We start from the raw sequence: 19,950 nt of genomic DNA, 5'->3' as shown, positions 1-19,950 counted from the left end.
TATAATAGCCAAATACCAATATAATTATGTCTGAAGAATTGTTGACAAACGAACCGACCGTTATGACTGCTCCAGTGGAAGCCAACGCTGACACCGTAGCCGCTAAACCGGCCGACAAGTCGAAAAAGAAAGTCAAAAAAACCGTAGCCGCCCGCCAGGTATCCAGCGGCCGGGCTTATGTTAAGTCCACCTACAATAATACTATTGTCACTTTTACCGATCAAAACGGCAATGTGTTGTCCTGGTGTTCAGCCGGCCAATGCGGTTTTAAAGGACCTAAAAAGGCCACTCCTTACGCCGCGACGATCATCGTCAGAACAGCTGCGGAAAAAGTTAAAAAATACGGCTTAAGAGAAGTCTCGGTATTTGTTCGCGGTATTGGCGGCGGTCGCGAATCAGCAGTTCGCGCCATTAACGCTAACGGCTTTATTGTTTCCACTATTAAAGACATTACTCCGATTCCTCATAACGGTTGTCGCGCGCCCAGACCTCGCCGCGTTTAATTTTATCTTATACCTATTTCTTTATTTCTTATCCTCTTATGTCTAACTTCACTAGAAATCTCCAATGCAAATCTTGCCGCCGCGCCGGTGAAAAATTATTTTTGAAAGGCGAAAAATGCAATTCCGCCAAATGCCCCATGGTGAAACGTAATTTTCCGCCCGGCATGCACGGCCCATTGCAACGTGTTGGTAAAAAAACCAATTTCGGCAAACAATTGATGGAAAAACAGAAAGCTAAGCGCATGTATGGAATTTATGAAGCGCAGTTCTTGATTTACTTCAAAAAATCATTAAGCAAAGTCGGCAACACCGGCGAATGGCTCTTCAGATTTCTGGAAGGACGCTTGGACAATACGGTTTATCGCCTGGGCTTTGCCACTTCCCGACGCGCCGCCCGCCAATTAGTCAGCCACGGCAATGTCAGAGTTAATAACAAAAAAGTCAATATCCCTTCTTATCAAATGAAAGTCGGCGATATCATTACTCTATCCGACAAAATCTTAAAGAGCTCCGGCTACAAAGAAATTAAACAAAAATTAAGCAAACTGACTAATATCCCCGCTTGGCTGACTATTGACTCGGAAAAAATTGAAGGCAAGATTACCAGCCAGCCTAAATTGGGAGATATTGCAGTCAATATTGACTGGCGAACCATCGTCGAGTACTACAGCAAATAATAAATAATTTAATTACTTTTAAGTTAACGAGCTGTCTGCGCTAAAGCTCCGGCAGCCAAGGAGGAAATATTATGAAACACATTCCTTTGCCTAAAAAATTCATCGTTGAAGAATCAGTTCCGGGCAAATCGGCTCAAATTGTAATCGAGCCCTGCTTTCCCGGTTACGGTCTGACTTTGGGCAATGCCCTAAGACGAATCATCCTGTCATCTTTACCGGGTGGCGCTGTTACCGCTGTTAAAATCAAGGGTGTCAAACACGAATTTTCGGCCATGGAAAATGTACCGGAGGATGTCCTGGAGATCATTCTTAACCTAAAAACCCTGAGATTCAAAGTCTACTCCGATGAACCGGTTACCCTGCAGCTTAAGGCCGAGGGAAAAAAGAAAGTTACCGGCGCCGACATCCAGCAATCAATTGATGCTGAGGTGGTCAATAAAGACGCCGTCATTACCTCGCTAAGCGCGGAAAACGCCGAAATAGAAATGGAATTAACCGTAGCTAAAGGCATTGGTTATGTTCCAGTAGAGGATCAGAGTAAGGGCAAGGGAGAAATCGGCACGATTTTGACTGATTCTATTTTTACTCCGGTTATTAATGTCGGTTTAGAAGTAGAGGCGACTCGCGTCGGCCAACGCACCGATTATGACAAACTAATTTTGACTATTGAAACTGACGGCACCATCTCTCCGGAAGACGCCGTAAAAAAAGCGGCTGAAATCCTAACCAATCAATTCAGCTGGATTATGGAAGGCGGAGCCAGAGAAATGGAAGAAATTGATATTGAGGCGCCGATCATTCTGCCGGAAATCGCCGCTGAAGAAAAAGCGGAGGAGATTTTGGAAGAAAACACCGGAGTCGTTGAGGAGACCGAAGAAAAAATCGGCGAAGAAACCGGGGAAGAACCTAAACCCAAGAAGCGCGGCCGACCCAAAAAAATCGAAGAATAAACAGAACAAAGTCAAGTATCCGTAAAGTCCGTAAAACTAACAGCCGGAGAAATATAACCGGCCTGACAAACTTTAGACTTTATAGGCCATTAGACTTTATGACCAATATATTATGAGACATAACAGAAAAGGAAAAGTACTAGGTCGTGAAAAGGCGCCAAGAGAAGCATTGTTACGCAGCTTGGCTACCTCTCTTGTGGTATATGAAAAAATCAAAACCACTAAAGCCAAAGCCCAAGTAACCCGCCCCAAAGTGGAAAAACTAATCACCTTGGCCAAGAACGACACCCTGCACAATCGCCGTGAGGCCTTAAGAGTGCTTTACACTCAGGGTGCGGTCAAAAAGTTGTTTGAGGTTTTGGGCCCGAAGTATAAAGACCGCAAAGGCGGCTACACCAGAATCGTCAAATTGGCTCCGCGCGTCAATGACGGAGCGGAAGTGGCTATTATTGAATTCGTCTAATTTAACTTATTTTATGAAGGAAATAGAAAGAAAAACCCATCAGCTTGATGCCACTGACCAACCGGTCGGGCGCTTAGCCACGCGCATCGCCATTATCTTACGCGGTAAAAACAAAGCCACCTTTGTTCCGAATATTGATGCCGGCGACTTCGTTGAAGTTGCTAATTGTTCCAAACTGAAGTTAACCGGAAAGAAAATGGATCAAAAAGAATACAAATGGCATACCACCCACCCCGGCGGATTAAGAATCAAAAAAGCCAGCGTGGTTATGAAAGAGAATGCCGGCGAAGTCCTCAGACGAGCCGTTTGGGGTATGTTACCCAAGAATAAACTGCGCGATCAGATGATTAAGCGGTTAAAAACCACTAACTAATTGTTTTGGCAATAATATATTATGGTTACCAAAAAGAAAGAAATTAAAGAAGTCGAGATTGTTAAGCCGGAAGGCAAGTTTTTTTATGGCCGAGGTGGCCGAAAAACATCCTCCGCCAATGTCCGCCTGTATCTGAAGGGCAAAGGAGAAATCATAGTCAATAATCTTGATTATAAGGTTTATTTTCCCACCAAAGACCTGCAAGATGTCGTCTTAAAGCCGTTAGTTCTGACCGGCCACGATAAGAATACCACTGTTTCCATCCATGTAGCCGGCGGCGGTAAAAATGGCCAAGCTGCGGCTTCCCGCCACGGCATTGCCCGAGCATTGGAACAACTCAATCCGGAATTGCGACCGGCTATGAAAGCCGAGGGATTAATGACTCGCGATCCCAGAGTCAAAGAAAGAAAAAAACCTGGCTTGAAACGCGCCCGTCGCGCTCCGCAGTGGTCTAAACGCTAAAATATCTTAAATGTTATAATAAAAAACCGCGTAATTCAATATTATGCGGTTTTTTATTTGAAAATCTATTTTTATCGGCTGATTAAAACCCCCGCCACTCGCTATTGACAAATTAATTAATAGTGCTATAATACAAACGGATCAAATAGTGAGAAAAGTACATTAACAATCTTAATAGGCTCACCAACCAAAGAAAGGGACGCGACATGAGTCAGACGGAAAAACAATTCAAAAAGAAAAGAGCTAATCGACAGAGTGAATTATTTCTTGATGTCGGTGCTGGAACAGTGCGTTTAATGCGTCAGGGGTGGAATAACCGTTCCAGTAGCATAACCATTGAAAACCCCGCGGATAAAGAAGAACAAAATAGGGCAACAGCCGAGGCATTAAACACTGTTTTTGGCGGCATTGACAGACGGAAAAGGGTGGCCACACTTTTGCCTAGTACGGCGGTTTTCAGCCGCGTACGCCATCTTTCTCCGGCTCTGGCGGCCAACTCAAAGTTAAGACTATTTGTTGAATTTGAACTTCTGCAGCAAATTCCGTTTAGTCTTGATCAAATCATTTATGATTTTGATATCCTCGATCGGGACGATGACGGCGGATATGAAGTGCTTATCGTCGCCGTCAAGAGAGATGTAGCTCTCCAAAAGATAAAAATGGTAAACGACGCCGGCTACAGGGTCAATTTTCTGGGAGTTAACTCCATCGCTACCTACAATTGGCTGAATCGTTACGGACTTATCCAACCAGGCCTTGCTGTTGTTGATGTTGGCTGCCAACATACCGAAGTTTTATGCCTGGGAAAACCTTATGCACAAAGCGGTCACTGTTCGCCCTTATTCCGTTCAATCAGTTTGGGTGGCGCCGATATCACTTCGGCCCTAAGCCAGGAGCTGGGGATAGCATATCCTGAGGCAGAAAAAGGTAAAATGGGCTTGATTCCCTTGCGTTGTACAGGACCAGCCGTCCAAAAAATATTGAGTAATCTGGTTTCAGAAATCTCCAGATCCATAGCCTACTTCAACGGTTTGCGTGACAGCCGAAAAATCTGCCAAATCTGGCTAACCGGCGAAGGATCGTTAATGCCTGGCATAGACGAATTGCTAAAGGAAAGACTGGGAGTTGAAGTGGATAGAATTATCAGCGACGACGGCTTTTGGATCCCGACTGCCGGATTGAACTTTCAATATCTCTATCCGGAGCACGGCCTTGATATCAACTTGGCGCCTTAATCGCTAATAAGAGAACTTTAATTACAAGCGTCCATTGCGGACGCTTTTTATCTTGGGGGATAACTTAATTGCCACTAAGGTTTAGATCTGCTAAAGTTAAGCCAGGTTGTTAACCTTAGGAGGTACCCGCCATGACTGAAGAAAGAATCTACGAATTACTGGTCAAGGCGGCAAAACAATCCGCTAAACCACATGAACGACAAATGATTCTACAAGAATTAATGTCCGCTTTAATGGTCAAACGAGCGCAATTGGTTGACAAAGATACTAAAATCTGCGTCGGTTGTTTGCAACAGATCATATCGGAGCTCTATTCCAATTGCCTTAAGCACTGCCCCAAGGAACTCCCGCGGCTCTTTCCGATTTTTGCCCTAATCTGCGGCAACTCTTCTACCTCCATCTTACTGTCCGGTATTGATTGGAAATTCTATGACGCTATGACTAATGCGCCGGCAGAATCATAATCGCAACATTTTGCACCTTTCCCGCCCGCTACCACTATCTTTAGCGGGCTTTATTTTTTGCTTATTTTTATGGTATAATTCATATGTTTTAATACTCCTGACTTATCGTCTGATTGCCATTATGTCCAACAGAAGTTTAGCCAAAAATACTTTTTTTTACAGCGCATCACTGGCTGTCCAAAAGGCGCTGTCGTTTTTATATTTCATTATCTTAGCGCGTTCCATCGGCGTGGCCGATCAAGGAAGATTTACTTTTGCTTTGAGCTTTACCTCCATTTTTGCCATGTTCTTGGATTTAGGACTGACCCAAGTACTGATCCGCGAAGTGGCCAAGAATCGCGAACATTCCGCCAAATACCTCGCCAATATCCTCGGTTATAAACTCGTAGCTTCGGCCTTGGTTTATTTGATTATTGTGATTCTGGTTAATATTCTGGGTTATCCACCGCTCACTAAGTCGCTAGTGTATATTTCCGGTTTTGTCATGCTGTTAGATTCACTTTCATTAAGCGTCTATGGCACTCTGCGCGGACACCAGGATCTCATGTATGAAAGTTTGGGAGTTATCATTAATCAACTAACGGTTTTAATTATTGGCGGAGGATTATTGTTCTGTGGCGCGCCGCTGACCTGGGTAATGGCTGTTTATGTTTTAGGCAGTCTGATCAATTTTTTATGGTCCACAATTAATTTACGCCACAAATATAGTGTGCCGATAATTTTTTCTTTTGACTGGCTGACAATCAGGCAATTAGTGCTTATTTCCATTCCTTTTGCCTTAGCTGGAATTTTTAATCGTATTTTTTCAGCCATTGATATTGTCTTGCTATCAAAGCTGGCCGGAGATTACGCCGTGGGCATCTATTCCGTGGCTTTTAAGGTGGCCTTTGCTCTGCAATTCATCGCCCTGGCTTTTTCCGCTTCAATCTACCCGGCATTCGCCAATTACTTCGCCCACAGCAAGGAAAAATTATCCAAACTTTTTGTCAAATCCATGTATTGGCTGATGTTTTTTTCTTTACCCATATCTATTGGCGTAATTTCCATCGCTGACAAGGTAATTGGTCCGGTTTTTGGCAACCATTATACGGCTTCTGTTTTACCCCTGGATATCCTAATGCTGTCATTGGTTTTCGTCTTCTTGTGTTTTCCCGTCGGCGCCATGCTCAATGCCTGCGATCGCCAAGCCAGAAACACTTGGCATCTGGGAATAGTGGCCGGCTTTTCTTTCATCGCCAATCTAATCCTGATTCCTATCTGGGGTTATAACGGATCGGCCATAGCCAATATTGCCAGCTATGCTTTATTATTCGGCTTGGGTACTATTGTTGTCGGCCAAGTGATTGATTATGACTGGAAATTCCTGCTTTGGTCGGCCTCAAAAATTCTTCTAGCCTGCCTTATAATGTATTTAGCGGTCTGGTTGCTTAAGGAACGAACACATTTTATTGTGGCAATTGCCGTTGGCGGTATGACTTATTTTGCCGCGGCCTACGCCTTGGGCTTGTTCCGTTTGGGCTCGTTTAAAGACTTAGTGAGGGATTTTAAAGGGAAAAGCGAATTATGAAAAAACTGCTAATTACCAACTTTTTCCCGCCACAAGCCGGGGGAGTGCAAAATTATTACCTTAACCTGCTGTCGCGTTTGGCGCCGGCCGAGATTTGCGTCCTGGCGCAAGCTCAAGCGGGGGAGAAAGAATTTGATCAAACTCAACCTTACCACATTTACCGCACTGATTTTTTTAGTGGCAAAATCCCGCCACGCTGGCGGCCGCTGGCCAAAGACATTAGCGGTATCATCCAAACAGAAAAAATAGAACGGTTAATTTTTGGCCATTTCCACCCTTATAATTCTTTAGCCGGCAAATTTAAACTGCCATTTTATGTCTTTACCCATGGCACGGACATTACCCAAATAGGCAACAATTGGTGGCAAAAAAGGATGCTGAAACAAGTCTATAACAGCCCCTTATGTCGCAAATTTATCGCCAATAGCGAATATCTGGGCGAGGAAATAAGTAAATTAATCGGCAACAAACAGAAGGTAACAGTAATTTATCCGGGCATCAACTATGAAGCACTCAATAAGCCGGACGAAGATTTTGCCGGTAAGAAAAAGCTGTTGGGGCTGGATGACAATGACACTATTATGCTGTCCATGTGCCGGCTGGAGCCGGAAAAAAACATTGAAGCAATTATTAAAATAATGCCAGAACTGTTATCTGTCGTGCCGGAACTCAAATATATTATCGTCGGCGGCGGTTCGCAAGAAGAAAAATTAAAAAACTTAGCTCAACAATTAGGATTGAAATACAATGTAATCTTCGCCGGAGAAGTGACTAATATTCCTGAGGCTAAAGCTTTTTACTTGCAATTAGCTCATATTTATGTTACAGCATCATTAAAACCCGAGGGCTTCGGTATTGGTTATCTGGAAGCCGCAGCGACCAAAACCGCCGTCATCGCGTCAAAATTCGGCGGTTCCAAGGAGGCGGTAATAGGCGGGGTGACCGGCATTCTAGTTGACCCGCAGATCACTAGAGAGATAAAAGAGGCGATAATTAAAATCGCCACCGATCGGGAATTGTGGCGACGCCTGACAGAGGCCGGACAAAAAAGAGCGCGAGAGTTTGATTGGAGCAAACAAATTGAAAAAATCAAAAATACAATTGATAATTAAGCTATGCCGCAAATATCCATCATCATCCCGGCATATAACGCCAGCAAGACCATCACCGCCTGCTTAGACAGCATCTTTAACCAAACCTTTAAGGATTACGAGATTATTATAGTCAACGACGGATCCACCGATGATTTGCTTTTAGCTTTAACCACTTGCAGTCATCGTTTAACCATCTTGAACCAAGAAAACAAAGGCGCTCCGGCGGCGCGTAACTACGGTTTCAGCCAATCTTCCGGTAAGGAAGTGATTTTTGTTGACGCTGATATCGTTCTTAAGCCCCAGGCCTTAGAAAAAATGCATTTGGCGCTTAAGACCATATCCGAAGCCAGCTTTGCTTACAGCCAATTCCTTTGGGGCTGGAAAAAATTCAAACTCTGGCCGTTTGATGCGGAAAAATTAAAACAGCAGCCATATATTCATACTTGCTCTTTAATTAGGCGGGAAAAACTTCCCGGCTTTGATGCGACCTTAAAAAAATTCCAAGACTGGGATCTGTTTTTAACTCTGGCCGAAAGAGGCGGCAAGGGCGTCTTTATTCCCGAAGTATTGTTTAAAGTCACGACCGGCGGAACCATGAGCCAATGGCTGCCATCGTTTGTGTACAAGTTGCCTTGGCTGAAGTTGCCGGCTAAAGAAAATTATGAGAAGTGGAAAAAGATTGTGCAAGAAAAACATGGAATTTAATTTATTTTATTTTCGTATTCTAAAATGCGACCACAGTGTCATTTCGAGCGTAGTCGAGAAATCCCTTGGTTATTAATTAAATGCAAGCGATTTCTCCACTCCGCTTCGATCCGGTCGAAATGACAAGGGACTGACTCCGTTCACAATGACGAAAAATTATGATTCGTTTAAACAAATACATTGCTCAAGCTGGCGTGTGCTCGCGACGGAAAGCCGATGAGCTGATTAAGGCCGGCAAGGTGAAAGTCAACGGCCAAAGCGTCAAGGATTTGGGCTTGGCAATTGATGAAAACAATGACACAGTGGAGTTAGCCGGCAAGAAACTGGCGGCAGAAACGAAGAAAATCTATCTGGCGCTTAACAAGCCCATGGGATATATCACTTCTTCCACCGGTTCGCAAGGCAAGTCGGTATTGGATTTAGTTAAAATCAAGCAACGCATCTATCCGGTCGGACGGCTGGACAAAGATTCGCGCGGGCTGATTATCCTAACCAATGACGGCGATTTCGCCTATCGCTTGACCCAAGCCAAGTTCGGCCACGAAAAAGAATACAAAGTTGAGCTGGATCGGCCTCTGAATAAAACCGACGCACAAAAAATAGAGCGGGGATTGATTTTGGACGGCAAAAAACTCCAACCGATAAAAATCGTAAAACAGCGAGGCAACCAAGTAACTTTGATTCTGAAAGAAGGCGTCAATCGCCAAATCCGCCGCATGGCCGAACAACTGGGTTACGAAGTGAAGGATTTAAAAAGAATTAGAATAGGCAAACTGAAATTGGGAGGATTAAAAGAAGGGGAATATCAAATAATAACGCCTCAAAAAGCTTTTTTATCATAAATTTATGGCTATTTTTGAAGGAAAAGAAATTTCTTTAGTGGAAGATATCATGCCCGACACCAAATGGGGGAAAGAGGAATTCTTCACCGATTGGGTTTCTCAGGCAAAAGAACGCAACTCTTACATCAACGATGAGGATATAGAAATTGCCCGAAAAACCGCCATTGGTCATTTTTATGAAATCTATGAAGAACTACTGGGTATGTTAGAAAATGAAAATCTGCCCGATGAGGAAAAAAGAGATCTTATCCGTCGGATTAATTCAGCTATGACTAATGTTTTGGAATTTGCGCAAAGAAGAAACAGCGACATAATCTTAAGTTTAAGAGACAGAAAACTGCAAACCGATCAGAAGCATTGCCAAATATTCAATGATTTTATTGACATACTAATTGATGAATTCAAACGCGGGGCAAAAATGTTTTCTGAAGCGGAAAAAGAACATTACGAAAAAAAAGACGCGATTAAAAAACAACCGGTTTAAACCGGTTGTTTTTTAATTTATACTTCCCTGCGGCCGGAGATAGCGCTTTCTAATGTTACTTCATCAGCATACTCTAAATCGGCGCCCATGGGCAGACCGCGCGCCAAACGCGTTACTGTCACATGGGAGAACTGCTTTAACAATTTAGACAGATAAATAGAAGTGGTCCCACCGATCATATCAGGATTTAAAGCTAAAATCAACTCGCACACCTCGTTATCTTTAATCCTGGCTAAAAGTTCCTTGAGCCGCAGGTTCTCGGGCATGATGTTCTCCAACGGATTAATGTTACCACCCAGGACATGATAAACGCCATTGTATGAACCGGTTTTCTCTATGGCCGAAATGTCTTGCGGTTTGGCCACGATACAAATGACCCGACGATCGCGCCTGGAATCGGCGCAGATCGGACAAGGATTGGATTCGCTAAAATTGAAGCAAATACTGCAGGTGGTAACGCTATTTCTGAGTTGAGAAATGGCCAAAGCCAACTCATCCATCCTTTCCGGCGCTTGTTTTAACAGATAATACACCATCCTCTCGGCTGTTTTTGGGCCAATTGAGGGAAATCTGGCAAACTTTTCAATAAGAATTTTGATATTTGATTCGGACATATAACTTCATTCTAACTGATAGACGCTATTGGAGCAAGCCTGTCATTGAACTTACATTTACTGTGATAAGTCCGCCCATAACGGATTATCGGTATTTTAATCATAAATTAATCTAATTTATTTTAGCTAAATTTAGATTAAATTTTAATTGTTTATAGTTAACCTGTGGATAAAGCTATTGACAAAATATTCACGATGTGATATGATTGAAGCTCAAGGTGAGACGAGACGGAAAGTGGAGGAACCAACCATTATCGTTCCATTCCTAGGCCCAAAGGGCCGCTTCCGTCTCGTCTCACTAAGCTCCTTAACAGTCAGCAGTAGTATCGTTTTTTTCCGGGGCTCGCCTTTGGCGACCATCCGGACAGTTAGAATGGCGCGTGGCCAACGTCGGCCAAAATTACTGGAGGGCTCATAATGAGTCGCTATCCCGTAGGATTCGTGTAGTTACCTAGGCTAACGAACTGGCAACTTGAATAAAAATATAGCAGGGGACTACCCGATTTGGGAGTATCCCGACCATGTTGCCAGATGGTTAGGCGCACCGACCATTAGTGAAAGCGGTGCGTTAAGCCGGCCCAGAAAAAGGCCTAACGAAATCGGCCACCAAAAAACGGAGTGAAACCCCGTGCCAAAGAGAAAACGATGTACTTAGGGGCAAAGCCGGGCCCCTCAGGAATAATCACCACCGGCTAAAATTTGGGGATCGGGGCGCGAGATGTGGCCCGAACTATCCGGAGATTCTGTGAAATAAGGTCCGCACCTGTCAATCGCGCGCTGCCATAATGAGATAGTAAAATAGGCATCTGCGCGGTGTTTAGCGGAGCTCTCGCATGTCACGGCTCAAGAATTGTCGCATGCATTGGGCATGCACGTGGAGCCGTTTCCGGACTCGGCCGAGATGCCAGAAGGGCGCCCCGATCCCCGCCACTACTCGAAATAGCACCTTCCTTTATACCCCCCGCCAACCGGCCACACACCAATAAATAGTAATGTTTCATGGGTGTGAGACTAGAGTTACGGGGGCTCTTTTTTTTGGCAAAATCTTGCCAAATGGCAATAAATTTGTTAGAATCAAATACAGGTTAAAATTAAAATAAAAGCAAAATCAATAATCTCCACAATCCGAGATTATCCCATTTTGTCTCAGAATAATAAAATCATATGGCAAAAAGAAAAAGAGATCCGAAAATCAAAGTGCCTCGCTTAGTTAAACTGGAAGATAAAAAAAGCGCCAAAAAAAAGAAGTTTGAAACCAAAGTGACTGGCCGGCCTTACAATAAGTAAAACATTTTGGACAGGGGCTTTGCCCCGAAGCAAATAATTAAAACCAGATAAGGCGTTAATGAAAAATCGCGTCTATAACTCGGGGGTCGTCTAATGGGTCGCAGTAATCTGCGACTGGTTGGAAGCGAGACCAATCGGTAGACGCAGTCGAGCGTCGGACAATCTGCCAGTGGCAGATTGGACGCCAACCCTGGACAGGGGCTTTGCCCCGAAGCAAATAATTAAAACCAGATAAGGCGTTAATGAAAAATCGCGTCTATAACTCGGGGATCGTCTAATGGTAGGACAGCGGCCTTTGAAGCCGTTAATCGGGGTTCGAGCCCCTGTCCCCGAGCTATGGACGTGATTTTTGTTTTGTCTTAACTCAAATAAAAAAACTAACGCGTACTAATTCAAATATCTACGACATATCAAATAAAAAAACGGGATGATAGTGTCATCCCGTTCATAGTTGGTACTTTATTTAGAAAAATTAACTCCGAGGAGTTATCGGTGCGCCATGATAGTTTGGTATCTCTTCGCATTGTGGACAATAAGGAACTTTCTCATAACTGCACCGGCCACTGCCAGAAAGGGGAAATGGCCCATCCCAAATGGGACGAGCGACTTGTTGCGCCATAATTTCCGCGCCACAACTATGCCGAAAACCCACGCCCGGCTCACCAGTACTTTCTGTCAACACTAACCATTTTCCATCTTTGACCTGTCCGCTTTTTCGCTTGATTCCGATGTTCTCCGCCATTTTCTAATCCTTTCCTTTGCTTCTGTTAATCTACTGTTACAACGCCAAATTAATTAATAACAATATTTTATCACTTAAAATATTAAGAGTTAAGACCTTGGTAAGACAAGTAAAATATGTTAAAGTATATCCATGAATAATCAATTAGCCGACCTGAATTCCAGCCAAAAAGACGCTGTTTTACATGACAGCGGGCCCCTTTTAATTATCGCCGGGGCGGGTACGGGCAAGACCACGGTTATCACCAGGAAAATCGCTTACTTGATAATGGAAAAAAATATCCACGCAGAGGAAATTTTGGCTCTGACCTTTACCGAAAAAGCCGCGTCCGAAATGGAAGAACGTGTGGATCAACTTCTGCCTTTAGGCTATAACGACTTATGGATTTCTACCTTCCACGCTTTCTGCGAACGCATTCTCAAAGAATACGGCCTGGAAATCGGTTTGCCGGCTGACTTCCGCTTGCTCACCCAGACCGAGCAATGGCTTTTGGTGCGCCAGAATCTGGATCGTTTCAATCTTAAGCATTATCGTCCCTTAGGCAATCCCACCAAATTCATTCATGATTTGCTAAAGTTATTTTCTCGCGCCAAGGATGAAGAAATCTCCGCCGACGCTTATTTGGAATATGCGGAAAATTTAAAATTAAATTGCGACTCGGCTGATTTTCTTAAATCAATAATCAAAGAAGGGGGGCAAGAAGACTTGTCGCCGACAGAAATCGCTGCGCTGAAAACGGAAGAAATCGCCAAACAACTGGAGATCGCCGATGCTTACCACACCTACCAGCAACTGCTACTGGAAAACAACGCCTTGGATTTCGGCGATCTGATTAATTACACCCTTAAACTATTCAAAACCAGGAAAACAGTATTATATAAATACCGTTCGCAATTCAAATATATTCTAGTGGATGAATTCCAAGACACCAACTGGGCGCAATACGAGCTGGTCAAGCTCTTAGCCGAACCCAAAAACAATTTAACAGTGGTCGGCGACGATGACCAATCAATCTACAAATTCCGCGGCGCATCAGTATCCAATATTTTGCAGTTCAAAGATGATTTTCCCGGCGCCAAAGAAATATTGCTGACCGACAATTACCGTTCCTGCCAGAATATCTTGGACTTGTCTTATAACTTCATCCAACGGAACAACCCCGATCGTCTGGAAGCAAAACTATCCAAAGGACAGAAAAAATTATCAAAAAAACTCGCCACTCATTTAGCGGGCGTCGGAGAAATCAATCATCTTCATGGTCAAACCATTGCTGATGAGGCCAAAGCGGTAGTAGATAAAATAATTGAATTGTATAATTCCAATAAGGAAACCAAGTGGTCGGACTTTGCCATTCTGGTGCGCGCCAACGCTTCAGCGGACAACTTTTGTTATCTCTTGGAATCAGCCAATATCCCTTATATTTTCATGGCCTCACGCGGGCTTTACGGCAAAAAAATCATCTTGGACATCATGAACTGGTTCAAGGTGCTGGATGATTACCGCGAAAACATCGCCATGTTCCGCGTTTTAAGCTTGCCGGCCTGGCAAATCAACCTGACTGATTTCGGCACGCTCAATTATCAGGCGGGGAAGCACGCCTGGTCGCTATTTGAAGCCGCCAAACAGAATTCCTTGCTATCCGGGCTATCCGAAGAAGGCAGAAAAAAACTGCTTAAGATCGCAGGGTTGATTGAAGCGCAAACCGCCCGCGCCCAAGCCGGCGCCAGGCCGACAGAACTGTGCCAGGAGTTTCTGGAAGCAACAGGCTATCTCAAACGGTTAACCGCCAAGGATAACTTGGAGAACCGCCAAGAGCTCAATTACCTTAACCAGTTTTATCGCAAAATGCAGATGTTTGAAAAAGATAATCTGGATCATAGTTTGAACAATTTCCGCGCTCTAATGGAACTGGAACTGGAAGCGGGGGAGGAAGGAGCTTTGGCACCAAATTTGGAAGACCTCAGTCCCGATTCAGTCAGAATTATGACTGTTCACTCGGCCAAAGGATTGGAGTTTAAATATGTTTTTATCGCCAACTTGGTTGACAGAAAATTCCCCTCGGGCAGTAGAAACGACCGGCTGGAATTACCTACGGCCCTGACTAAGGAAATCTTGCCCGAAGGCGACGCGCATCTGCAAGAAGAGCGACGGCTGTTTTATGTCGCTATGACGCGGGCTAAGCAGGGGTTATACTTTTCCTCAGCCGAAGACTACGGTGGCGCCAGAACCAAGAAACTTTCCCGCTTCTTGCTGGAGCTAAATGAAGATGGTTTTGCCTTGGCCGCAACAACGCTGGCCGTATCCGGTTCCGACTTACTGTCTACGGTCAAATCCAAGGCCGTAGACGAGTCTTTGCCATCCGGCAATAAACCACTTCTGCCCACCATCTCCTTCACCCAGCTGAAATCATTTGAATCTTGCCCTTACCAATACCGCTTCGCCCACATCCTGCGCTTGCCCATAAAAGGCAAACCAGTTTTTTCTTTCGGCAAGACCATGCATTCAACCATGCAGAAATTCTTCATTCTGGCGCGCACCAAGGCCGAGGCCAAACAAAAAAATCTATTTGGCGAAACCGGCGAATCGCTGGAGATATCCTGGGACGAAGTCAAAGATCTCTATGAAATGTCATTTGTGGATGAATGGTATCCTGATGTGCTGACCAAACGCAAATACCATGATCACGGCCTGGACTGCCTGAAAAATTTTTTTGGCCATTGGCAACAAACGCCGACCCTGGCTCTGGAACTGGAAAAAGGCTTCACTGTCAAGCTGGCACCGGAGGTGTCGGTGCGTGGCGCCATTGACCGCATCGATGAAGTTAACGGCGGATTGCGGCTGATTGACTACAAAACCGGCAGTCCCAAAAAAAAGCTGGAAACGGACGACAAAGATCAATTATTAATTTATCAATTGGCCGCCGAACAGATACTACGACAACCAGTCAAAGAATTAGCCTATTATTACTTTGATAACAATTCGGAATTATCATTTTTGGGCACGGCCAAAGAACTGGAAAAAATGAAAGAAAAAATAATTGATACCGTAACTAAAATAAAACGCGGAAAATTCCCGCCTCAACCGTCGGAAAACACCTGTAAATGGTGCGACTACAACGGCATCTGCGATTTCCGCGCTTAAATCACATACCGCAATATGCAATCGCTTAACATTGCTTTAAAATCATTGCAAAATAACAAAACCCGTACCGTTTTAACGGTGATCGGCATTATTATCGGCATTGCCGCGGTGATTATCGTCATGTCGGCAGGGGAAGGACTCAAGGGAGAAATTCTCGGCCAACTGGAAGCATTTGGTTCAAAAATAATCCAAATAGAAGTCAAAGTGCCGACCACGGGCAAAAACTCCGCTCAAAATGCCACCAGCATGGCGCAGGGTGTAGCCGTAACCACTATGACTATGGAAGACGCTGAAGCTATCGGCAAACTGCCCAATATTGAAAACTACTATGTGATGATTATGGATCAGGAAGTGATATCATTTCAGGATCAACAAAAATCAGTCAACCTGATGGGCACTTTGCCGGCTTATGTGGAGATGGGTAAGACTAAAGTCAAAACCGGCCGGTTTTTCACTTTAGATGAGGATAATGAATTGGCGCGCGTAGTGGTTTTAGGCAGTAAACTATCAGCTAAATTGTTCGGCAATCAAGAACCATTGGGGCAAGAAATAAAAATCGGCAAAAATAAATTTCGCGTTGTCGGCGTAATGGATGAGGCTGGAGCCACTTTCGGTTTTGATTTTGACCAATTAGCTTATGTGCCGGTAAAAACTTTGCAAAAAATCATCATGGGCATTGATTATATCCAAACCGTTACTACTAATATTACTGACACTTCCAAAGAGGACCAAACGGCTGATGATATTATCTACCTATTACGTACCCGTCATGAAATAGATGATGCCCAATACGATGACTTTTCCGTAACCACTATGACCGAGGCTCGGGATATGATTAATACTATTTTTGATGGCATCACTTTGCTTCTAATCGCCATTGCCGGCATTTCATTGCTGGTCGGCGGCGTGGGCATTATGAACATTATGTACGTGTCGGTTTCCGAACGCACCTTTGAAATCGGCCTGCGTAAAGCCGTCGGAGCCAAGAAAGCCCAAATCCTCTGGCAATTTCTTTATGAAGCGATTATAATCACTTTGATAGGCGGGGCTTTGGGCATAATTGTCGGCATCAGTTTTGCCTATTTTATCAGTTTTGCCGCCGGACTATTGGGTTATAGTTGGCAATTCATTTTACCGCCGCAATCCATTATTATCGCTTTCGGCTTCTGTGGCGCTGTTGGCCTGATTTTCGGCTACTATCCCGCGCGCCATGCGGCCAATATGAATCCCATTGCGGCCTTAAGACACGAATAATCAACTACGGATATTACACAAAAATATTACGCCATTTTTTTTCATATTCGCCGTATTTGATAAAATAAGTAAACATGCAAACTTTAATTACAAATTTATTCAAAAAAATCGATTGGTGGCTTTTGGCTAGCTCGATTTTTTTAATGCTTTTCGGCTTAGCCGCCATTTATAGTGTTGCCTTGGGCCGCGGTTTGGGCGAATTTGATAATTTCCGCAAACAAATCCTCTGGTTGTTTATTTCCCTGAGCGCAGCCGGCGCGATCTCTTTTCTGGATTACCGGGTTTTCCGCTATGTCGGCTGGATCGGTTATGCCGTATCCATTGTGCTATTGATTTTGGTTTTAACTCCTTTGGGTCAGGTGGTCAACGGGGCTCGCGGTTGGTTTGATTTTGGCTTTATGAGTTTCCAACCGGTAGAACTGACCAAAATATTCTTAATTATCGTTCTGGCTGACATTTGCAGTCGCTACAGCCGCACCTTATACAAATTCTGGCATTTGATATTCTTGGGAGCTATCGTAGCCGTACCGTTATGCTTAGTCGCCTTACAGCCGGACTTCGGATCAGCCATGGTACTGTTTTTTATCTGGCTAGCGGCATTCATATTAATCGTCCAAAAACGCTGGCAAATCTTTTTAATCTTCGGTTTAATTACAGCCTCATTGCTCTTTGCCTGGTTTTTTGTTTTTCAAGATTATCAGCAAGCCCGCATCTTCACTTTTATTAACCCGTCACTGGATCCGCAAGGCAGGGGATACAATGTGCGCCAGTCCATCATTGCCGTCGGCGCCGGAAAACTGATGGGTCGAGGATTAGGCTTCGGCAGCCAAAGCCAGCTTAAGTTTATTCCGGAAAGCCAGACAGATTTTATTTTTTCCGTCGTCGCTGAAGAAATCGGCTTTGTCGGCGTCTGCCTAGTCTTAGGATTATTCAGTTTGTTCTTTTTTCGCTTATATCGCATTGCCACGCGCGCGCCCGATGACTTGGGCATGTTTATTGCCCTGCTGACCGCCGCCCTGGTGTTTTCCCATGTCTTCATTAATATCGGTATGTGCGTCGGCTTATTGCCGGTAACCGGAATTTCTTTACCGTTAGTTTCTTACGGTGGCAGTTTTTTGCTGACCATGATGATACTTATCGGCATCAATTTATCCATCGCCAGATATGGCCATCGCACCACTTGACAACTTTTGCTTTTAGGAATAAGATGAAACATCAAAAGATCCTTACAACCTAACAGTATAACCAGGCAATTCAACAAAAAATAGAAAGGAGGATAATGTATTGTTTGATAAGATTACTAACGCAGTGATAGAAACGACCGCAAGCTGCAACCTCAATTGCAGGCACTGTGGCTCCGGTTGCGTAAAAGCCCTTAAAGCTAATGAGCTGACAGCCGATGAATGGCTGGGAGTTTTTGATCAACTGCGAGAACTAGGATTAAAACAGTTGGCTTTATCCGGCGGTGAAACGACTATTAAAGATGATTTTCCGCAACTGCTTGATGGCTTAAAGGAAAAACAGCTTGGCTTCGCCTTAATCACCAACGGTCTGACTATGACCGATGATTTGGCTAAACGTCTTAAAGATTCCGGGGCCTACACCATCGGCGTTTCCATTGACGGCGATGCGACTGTGCATAATTATATCCGTGGCAACTGCCAGTCTTGGCGCAGAGCGCTAAACGCCATCGCCACAGCTAACTCTATCGGCCTGCCAGTTACCGCCATTACTACTGTCAACCGCCTAAACTATATGATGCTACACAACTTGGCTAATACATTATATCAAGTCGGGGCTTCCGGCTGGCAAGTCCAGTTGATCTCACCGATAGATCGAGCCAAGGGTAACAGCAAACTAATGATTAATGAAAGAATCTTTCGCCATGTTTGCCTCACCTTGGCGTGGTTGCGACGGAACTACGATCATCGTTTGGATATTAGAGCGGCTGATTGCTTCAACTACGATTGCAACATCTTGCGCGGCTCTGACTGGCCCGGCTGCACTGCCGGCAAACAGACCGTCGGCATTGATGCCTGTGGCAACGTATTACCTTGTTTATCACTAATGGACGAACGCTTTATTCTCGGTAACATACGGCAAAAAACATTGCGGGAGATCTGGCAACAAGACAGCGAAGTTATGAGATTTTTTCGAGATGATAAAATTTGCCAAGCGGCGGGAATTTGCCAAAACTGCCAGGAATACTCCTGGTGCCAAGGCGGGTGCAAATCCATGGCCTTAGCTCATTTTGATAAGTTCGGACGAGCGCCATTCTGTTGCATGCATAGCTTATCTAACTAATTTAAACGTCAATCAACAATCGAGAAGGAGAGAAAAGATGAGCAACCCAAAAACTGGCGACGGTGCCCTTAATTTTTTACGGCTTGACCTACAGCGTCATCAAGTCGAAGTAAAGTTACCGAATCGGCAGAATCCCCAAGACTCTATGGAAGAAATGACGCGAGATTATTATTTAATTGTCATGCGAGGCCAAACCAAATTAGCTGAAGAATTTATGGCCACTTATCCCCAAGAAACCGGGATGATCAATTTAGCCATTAGAATTTTTGGTGCCGAAGAAACTATTTGCGACTACGGCGTCCTGCTTAATGATGATTTGCAAATTGTTTTTGCCTTTAACCGCTTGTTTGCTGATTATGATCACGAGAAACAAGAAATTGTTTTCAAGACGGCGGAACAAGTGCTAATTGAACAGCTAGACCAAAACAATAATTTACCCCCCATCCCGGAACTACCTCCGGAAAGCTCGCCCCTTCCCCGGCAACTGAGGAGGCGACCATTTTTCCCGCCCAGTACGCCGGACGGCATAATGACTTTTTATGGAGCTTTCTCTGACTGGCCCGGCGGTTCAGGGACAGCAATGATTAAATACGGCGCCTTTACTAAAAAGAACACTAACACCGAACCTTCCGTTCCCGCCGAATAATCAGCACCTTTAATTAAACCAAACGAAGCCCCAATTAATGGGGCTTTTTTTCTTATTTTAAAGCTAGTTATTCGCCATACTGCAAGCAGGTAACGCTAATTTGACAAAAAAATAATTTAATGCTAAAGTAACCTGGTTATTAC

21 protein-coding genes and 1 tRNA gene are annotated in these 19,950 nt (G+C 44.3%); 20 read left to right on the top strand and 2 right to left on the bottom strand.

What is annotated here, in order from left to right; all coding sequences use genetic code 11:
* The first annotated feature begins 62 nt into the window (after positions 1-62).
* The 13 genes from rpsK to WC473_00270 all read left to right on the top strand — a co-directional run bounded on the left by rpsK (position 63) and on the right by WC473_00270 (position 9,819).
* A complete protein-coding gene (rpsK, locus tag WC473_00330; protein ID MFA5124262.1) occupies positions 63-503 on the top strand; it encodes a 30S ribosomal protein S11 in 441 nt (146 codons plus the stop codon).
* Between the two features lie 38 nt (positions 504-541).
* Positions 542-1,180: a 30S ribosomal protein S4 gene (rpsD, locus tag WC473_00325; GenBank protein MFA5124261.1), complete on the top strand. Its 639-nt coding sequence runs from the start codon at positions 542-544 to the stop codon at positions 1,178-1,180.
* 71 nt (positions 1,181-1,251) lie between these two features.
* Positions 1,252-2,130, top strand: coding sequence for a DNA-directed RNA polymerase subunit alpha (gene rpoA / locus WC473_00320; protein ID MFA5124260.1), 879 nt, complete (start codon positions 1,252-1,254; stop codon positions 2,128-2,130).
* A 112-nt stretch (positions 2,131-2,242) separates the two neighbouring features.
* Positions 2,243-2,593, top strand: coding sequence for a 50S ribosomal protein L17 (gene rplQ / locus WC473_00315; protein ID MFA5124259.1), 351 nt, complete (start codon positions 2,243-2,245; stop codon positions 2,591-2,593).
* 13 nt (positions 2,594-2,606) lie between these two features.
* Positions 2,607-2,966 carry a 50S ribosomal protein L13 gene (rplM, locus tag WC473_00310; GenBank protein ID MFA5124258.1) on the top strand — a complete coding sequence of 120 codons (360 nt, stop codon included), beginning with the start codon at positions 2,607-2,609 and terminating at the stop codon, positions 2,964-2,966.
* Positions 2,967-2,987: 21 nt separating this feature from the next.
* The gene (gene rpsI, locus WC473_00305; protein MFA5124257.1) at positions 2,988-3,428 is read left to right on the top strand and encodes a 30S ribosomal protein S9; all 441 of its coding nucleotides are present in this window, start codon (positions 2,988-2,990) and stop codon (positions 3,426-3,428) included.
* A 206-nt stretch (positions 3,429-3,634) separates the two neighbouring features.
* Positions 3,635-4,663 (top strand): pilus assembly protein PilM, encoded by a 1,029-nt coding sequence (gene pilM / locus WC473_00300; GenBank protein MFA5124256.1) that lies wholly within the window; start codon positions 3,635-3,637, stop codon positions 4,661-4,663.
* A gap of 131 nt (positions 4,664-4,794) precedes the next feature.
* Positions 4,795-5,127, top strand: a complete 333-nt coding sequence (locus WC473_00295; GenBank protein ID MFA5124255.1) for a hypothetical protein — start codon at positions 4,795-4,797, stop codon at positions 5,125-5,127.
* A 121-nt stretch (positions 5,128-5,248) separates the two neighbouring features.
* Positions 5,249-6,694, top strand: a complete 1,446-nt coding sequence (locus WC473_00290) for a flippase (protein MFA5124254.1) — start codon at positions 5,249-5,251, stop codon at positions 6,692-6,694.
* Entirely contained in the window at positions 6,691-7,806 is a 1,116-nt protein-coding gene (locus WC473_00285) for a glycosyltransferase family 4 protein (protein ID MFA5124253.1), read from the top strand. The genes WC473_00290 and WC473_00285 overlap by 4 nt, the downstream gene beginning before the upstream one ends.
* 3 nt (positions 7,807-7,809) lie before the next feature.
* Positions 7,810-8,493 (top strand): glycosyltransferase family A protein, encoded by a 684-nt coding sequence (locus WC473_00280; GenBank protein MFA5124252.1) that lies wholly within the window; start codon positions 7,810-7,812, stop codon positions 8,491-8,493.
* Positions 8,494-8,651: 158 nt separating this feature from the next.
* Positions 8,652-9,335: a pseudouridine synthase gene (locus WC473_00275; protein MFA5124251.1), complete on the top strand. Its 684-nt coding sequence runs from the start codon at positions 8,652-8,654 to the stop codon at positions 9,333-9,335.
* A gap of 4 nt (positions 9,336-9,339) precedes the next feature.
* Positions 9,340-9,819 carry a hypothetical protein gene (locus WC473_00270; protein ID MFA5124250.1) on the top strand — a complete coding sequence of 160 codons (480 nt, stop codon included), beginning with the start codon at positions 9,340-9,342 and terminating at the stop codon, positions 9,817-9,819.
* A 17-nt stretch (positions 9,820-9,836) separates the two neighbouring features.
* On the opposite strand, the gene recR is transcribed toward WC473_00270, so the two are convergent.
* On the bottom strand, positions 9,837-10,433 hold the full coding sequence (gene recR / locus WC473_00265) for a recombination mediator RecR (GenBank protein MFA5124249.1): 597 nt from the start codon (positions 10,431-10,433) through the stop codon (positions 9,837-9,839).
* A gap of 1,164 nt (positions 10,434-11,597) precedes the next feature.
* Between recR and WC473_00260 the strand changes: the two genes are divergently transcribed.
* Together WC473_00260 and WC473_00255 are read left to right on the top strand one after the other, a co-directional pair.
* Complete coding sequence (locus WC473_00260) at positions 11,598-11,720, top strand: hypothetical protein (GenBank protein MFA5124248.1); 123 nt, start codon at positions 11,598-11,600, stop codon at positions 11,718-11,720.
* A gap of 263 nt (positions 11,721-11,983) precedes the next feature.
* Positions 11,984-12,054 (top strand) — tRNA-Gln (locus WC473_00255).
* A 138-nt stretch (positions 12,055-12,192) separates the two neighbouring features.
* Here the strand turns inward: WC473_00255 and WC473_00250 are convergent.
* Positions 12,193-12,462, bottom strand: a complete 270-nt coding sequence (locus tag WC473_00250) for a hypothetical protein (GenBank protein ID MFA5124247.1) — start codon at positions 12,460-12,462, stop codon at positions 12,193-12,195.
* A 132-nt stretch (positions 12,463-12,594) separates the two neighbouring features.
* Here WC473_00250 and WC473_00245 point away from each other — a divergent pair, with 132 nt between their 5' ends.
* From WC473_00245 to WC473_00225, 5 genes are all read left to right on the top strand, one after another.
* Entirely contained in the window at positions 12,595-15,603 is a 3,009-nt protein-coding gene (locus WC473_00245) for a UvrD-helicase domain-containing protein (GenBank protein ID MFA5124246.1), read from the top strand.
* A gap of 15 nt (positions 15,604-15,618) precedes the next feature.
* The gene (locus WC473_00240) at positions 15,619-16,857 is read left to right on the top strand and encodes an ABC transporter permease (GenBank protein MFA5124245.1); all 1,239 of its coding nucleotides are present in this window, start codon (positions 15,619-15,621) and stop codon (positions 16,855-16,857) included.
* A gap of 74 nt (positions 16,858-16,931) precedes the next feature.
* The gene (gene rodA / locus WC473_00235; protein ID MFA5124244.1) at positions 16,932-18,041 is read left to right on the top strand and encodes a rod shape-determining protein RodA; all 1,110 of its coding nucleotides are present in this window, start codon (positions 16,932-16,934) and stop codon (positions 18,039-18,041) included.
* Between the two features lie 100 nt (positions 18,042-18,141).
* Positions 18,142-19,161, top strand: a complete 1,020-nt coding sequence (locus tag WC473_00230) for a radical SAM protein (GenBank protein ID MFA5124243.1) — start codon at positions 18,142-18,144, stop codon at positions 19,159-19,161.
* Positions 19,162-19,198: 37 nt separating this feature from the next.
* The gene (locus tag WC473_00225) at positions 19,199-19,807 is read left to right on the top strand and encodes a hypothetical protein (GenBank protein MFA5124242.1); all 609 of its coding nucleotides are present in this window, start codon (positions 19,199-19,201) and stop codon (positions 19,805-19,807) included.
* Positions 19,808-19,950 lie beyond the last annotated feature (143 nt).

Source organism: Patescibacteria group bacterium, from assembly GCA_041650895.1.
Lineage (GTDB): Bacteria > Patescibacteriota > Patescibacteriia > 2-01-FULL-39-33 > 2-01-FULL-39-33 > CAISTG01.
The sequence above is the reverse complement of the archived record's forward strand: the minus strand, read 5'-3'. Positions and strand labels throughout refer to the sequence as shown.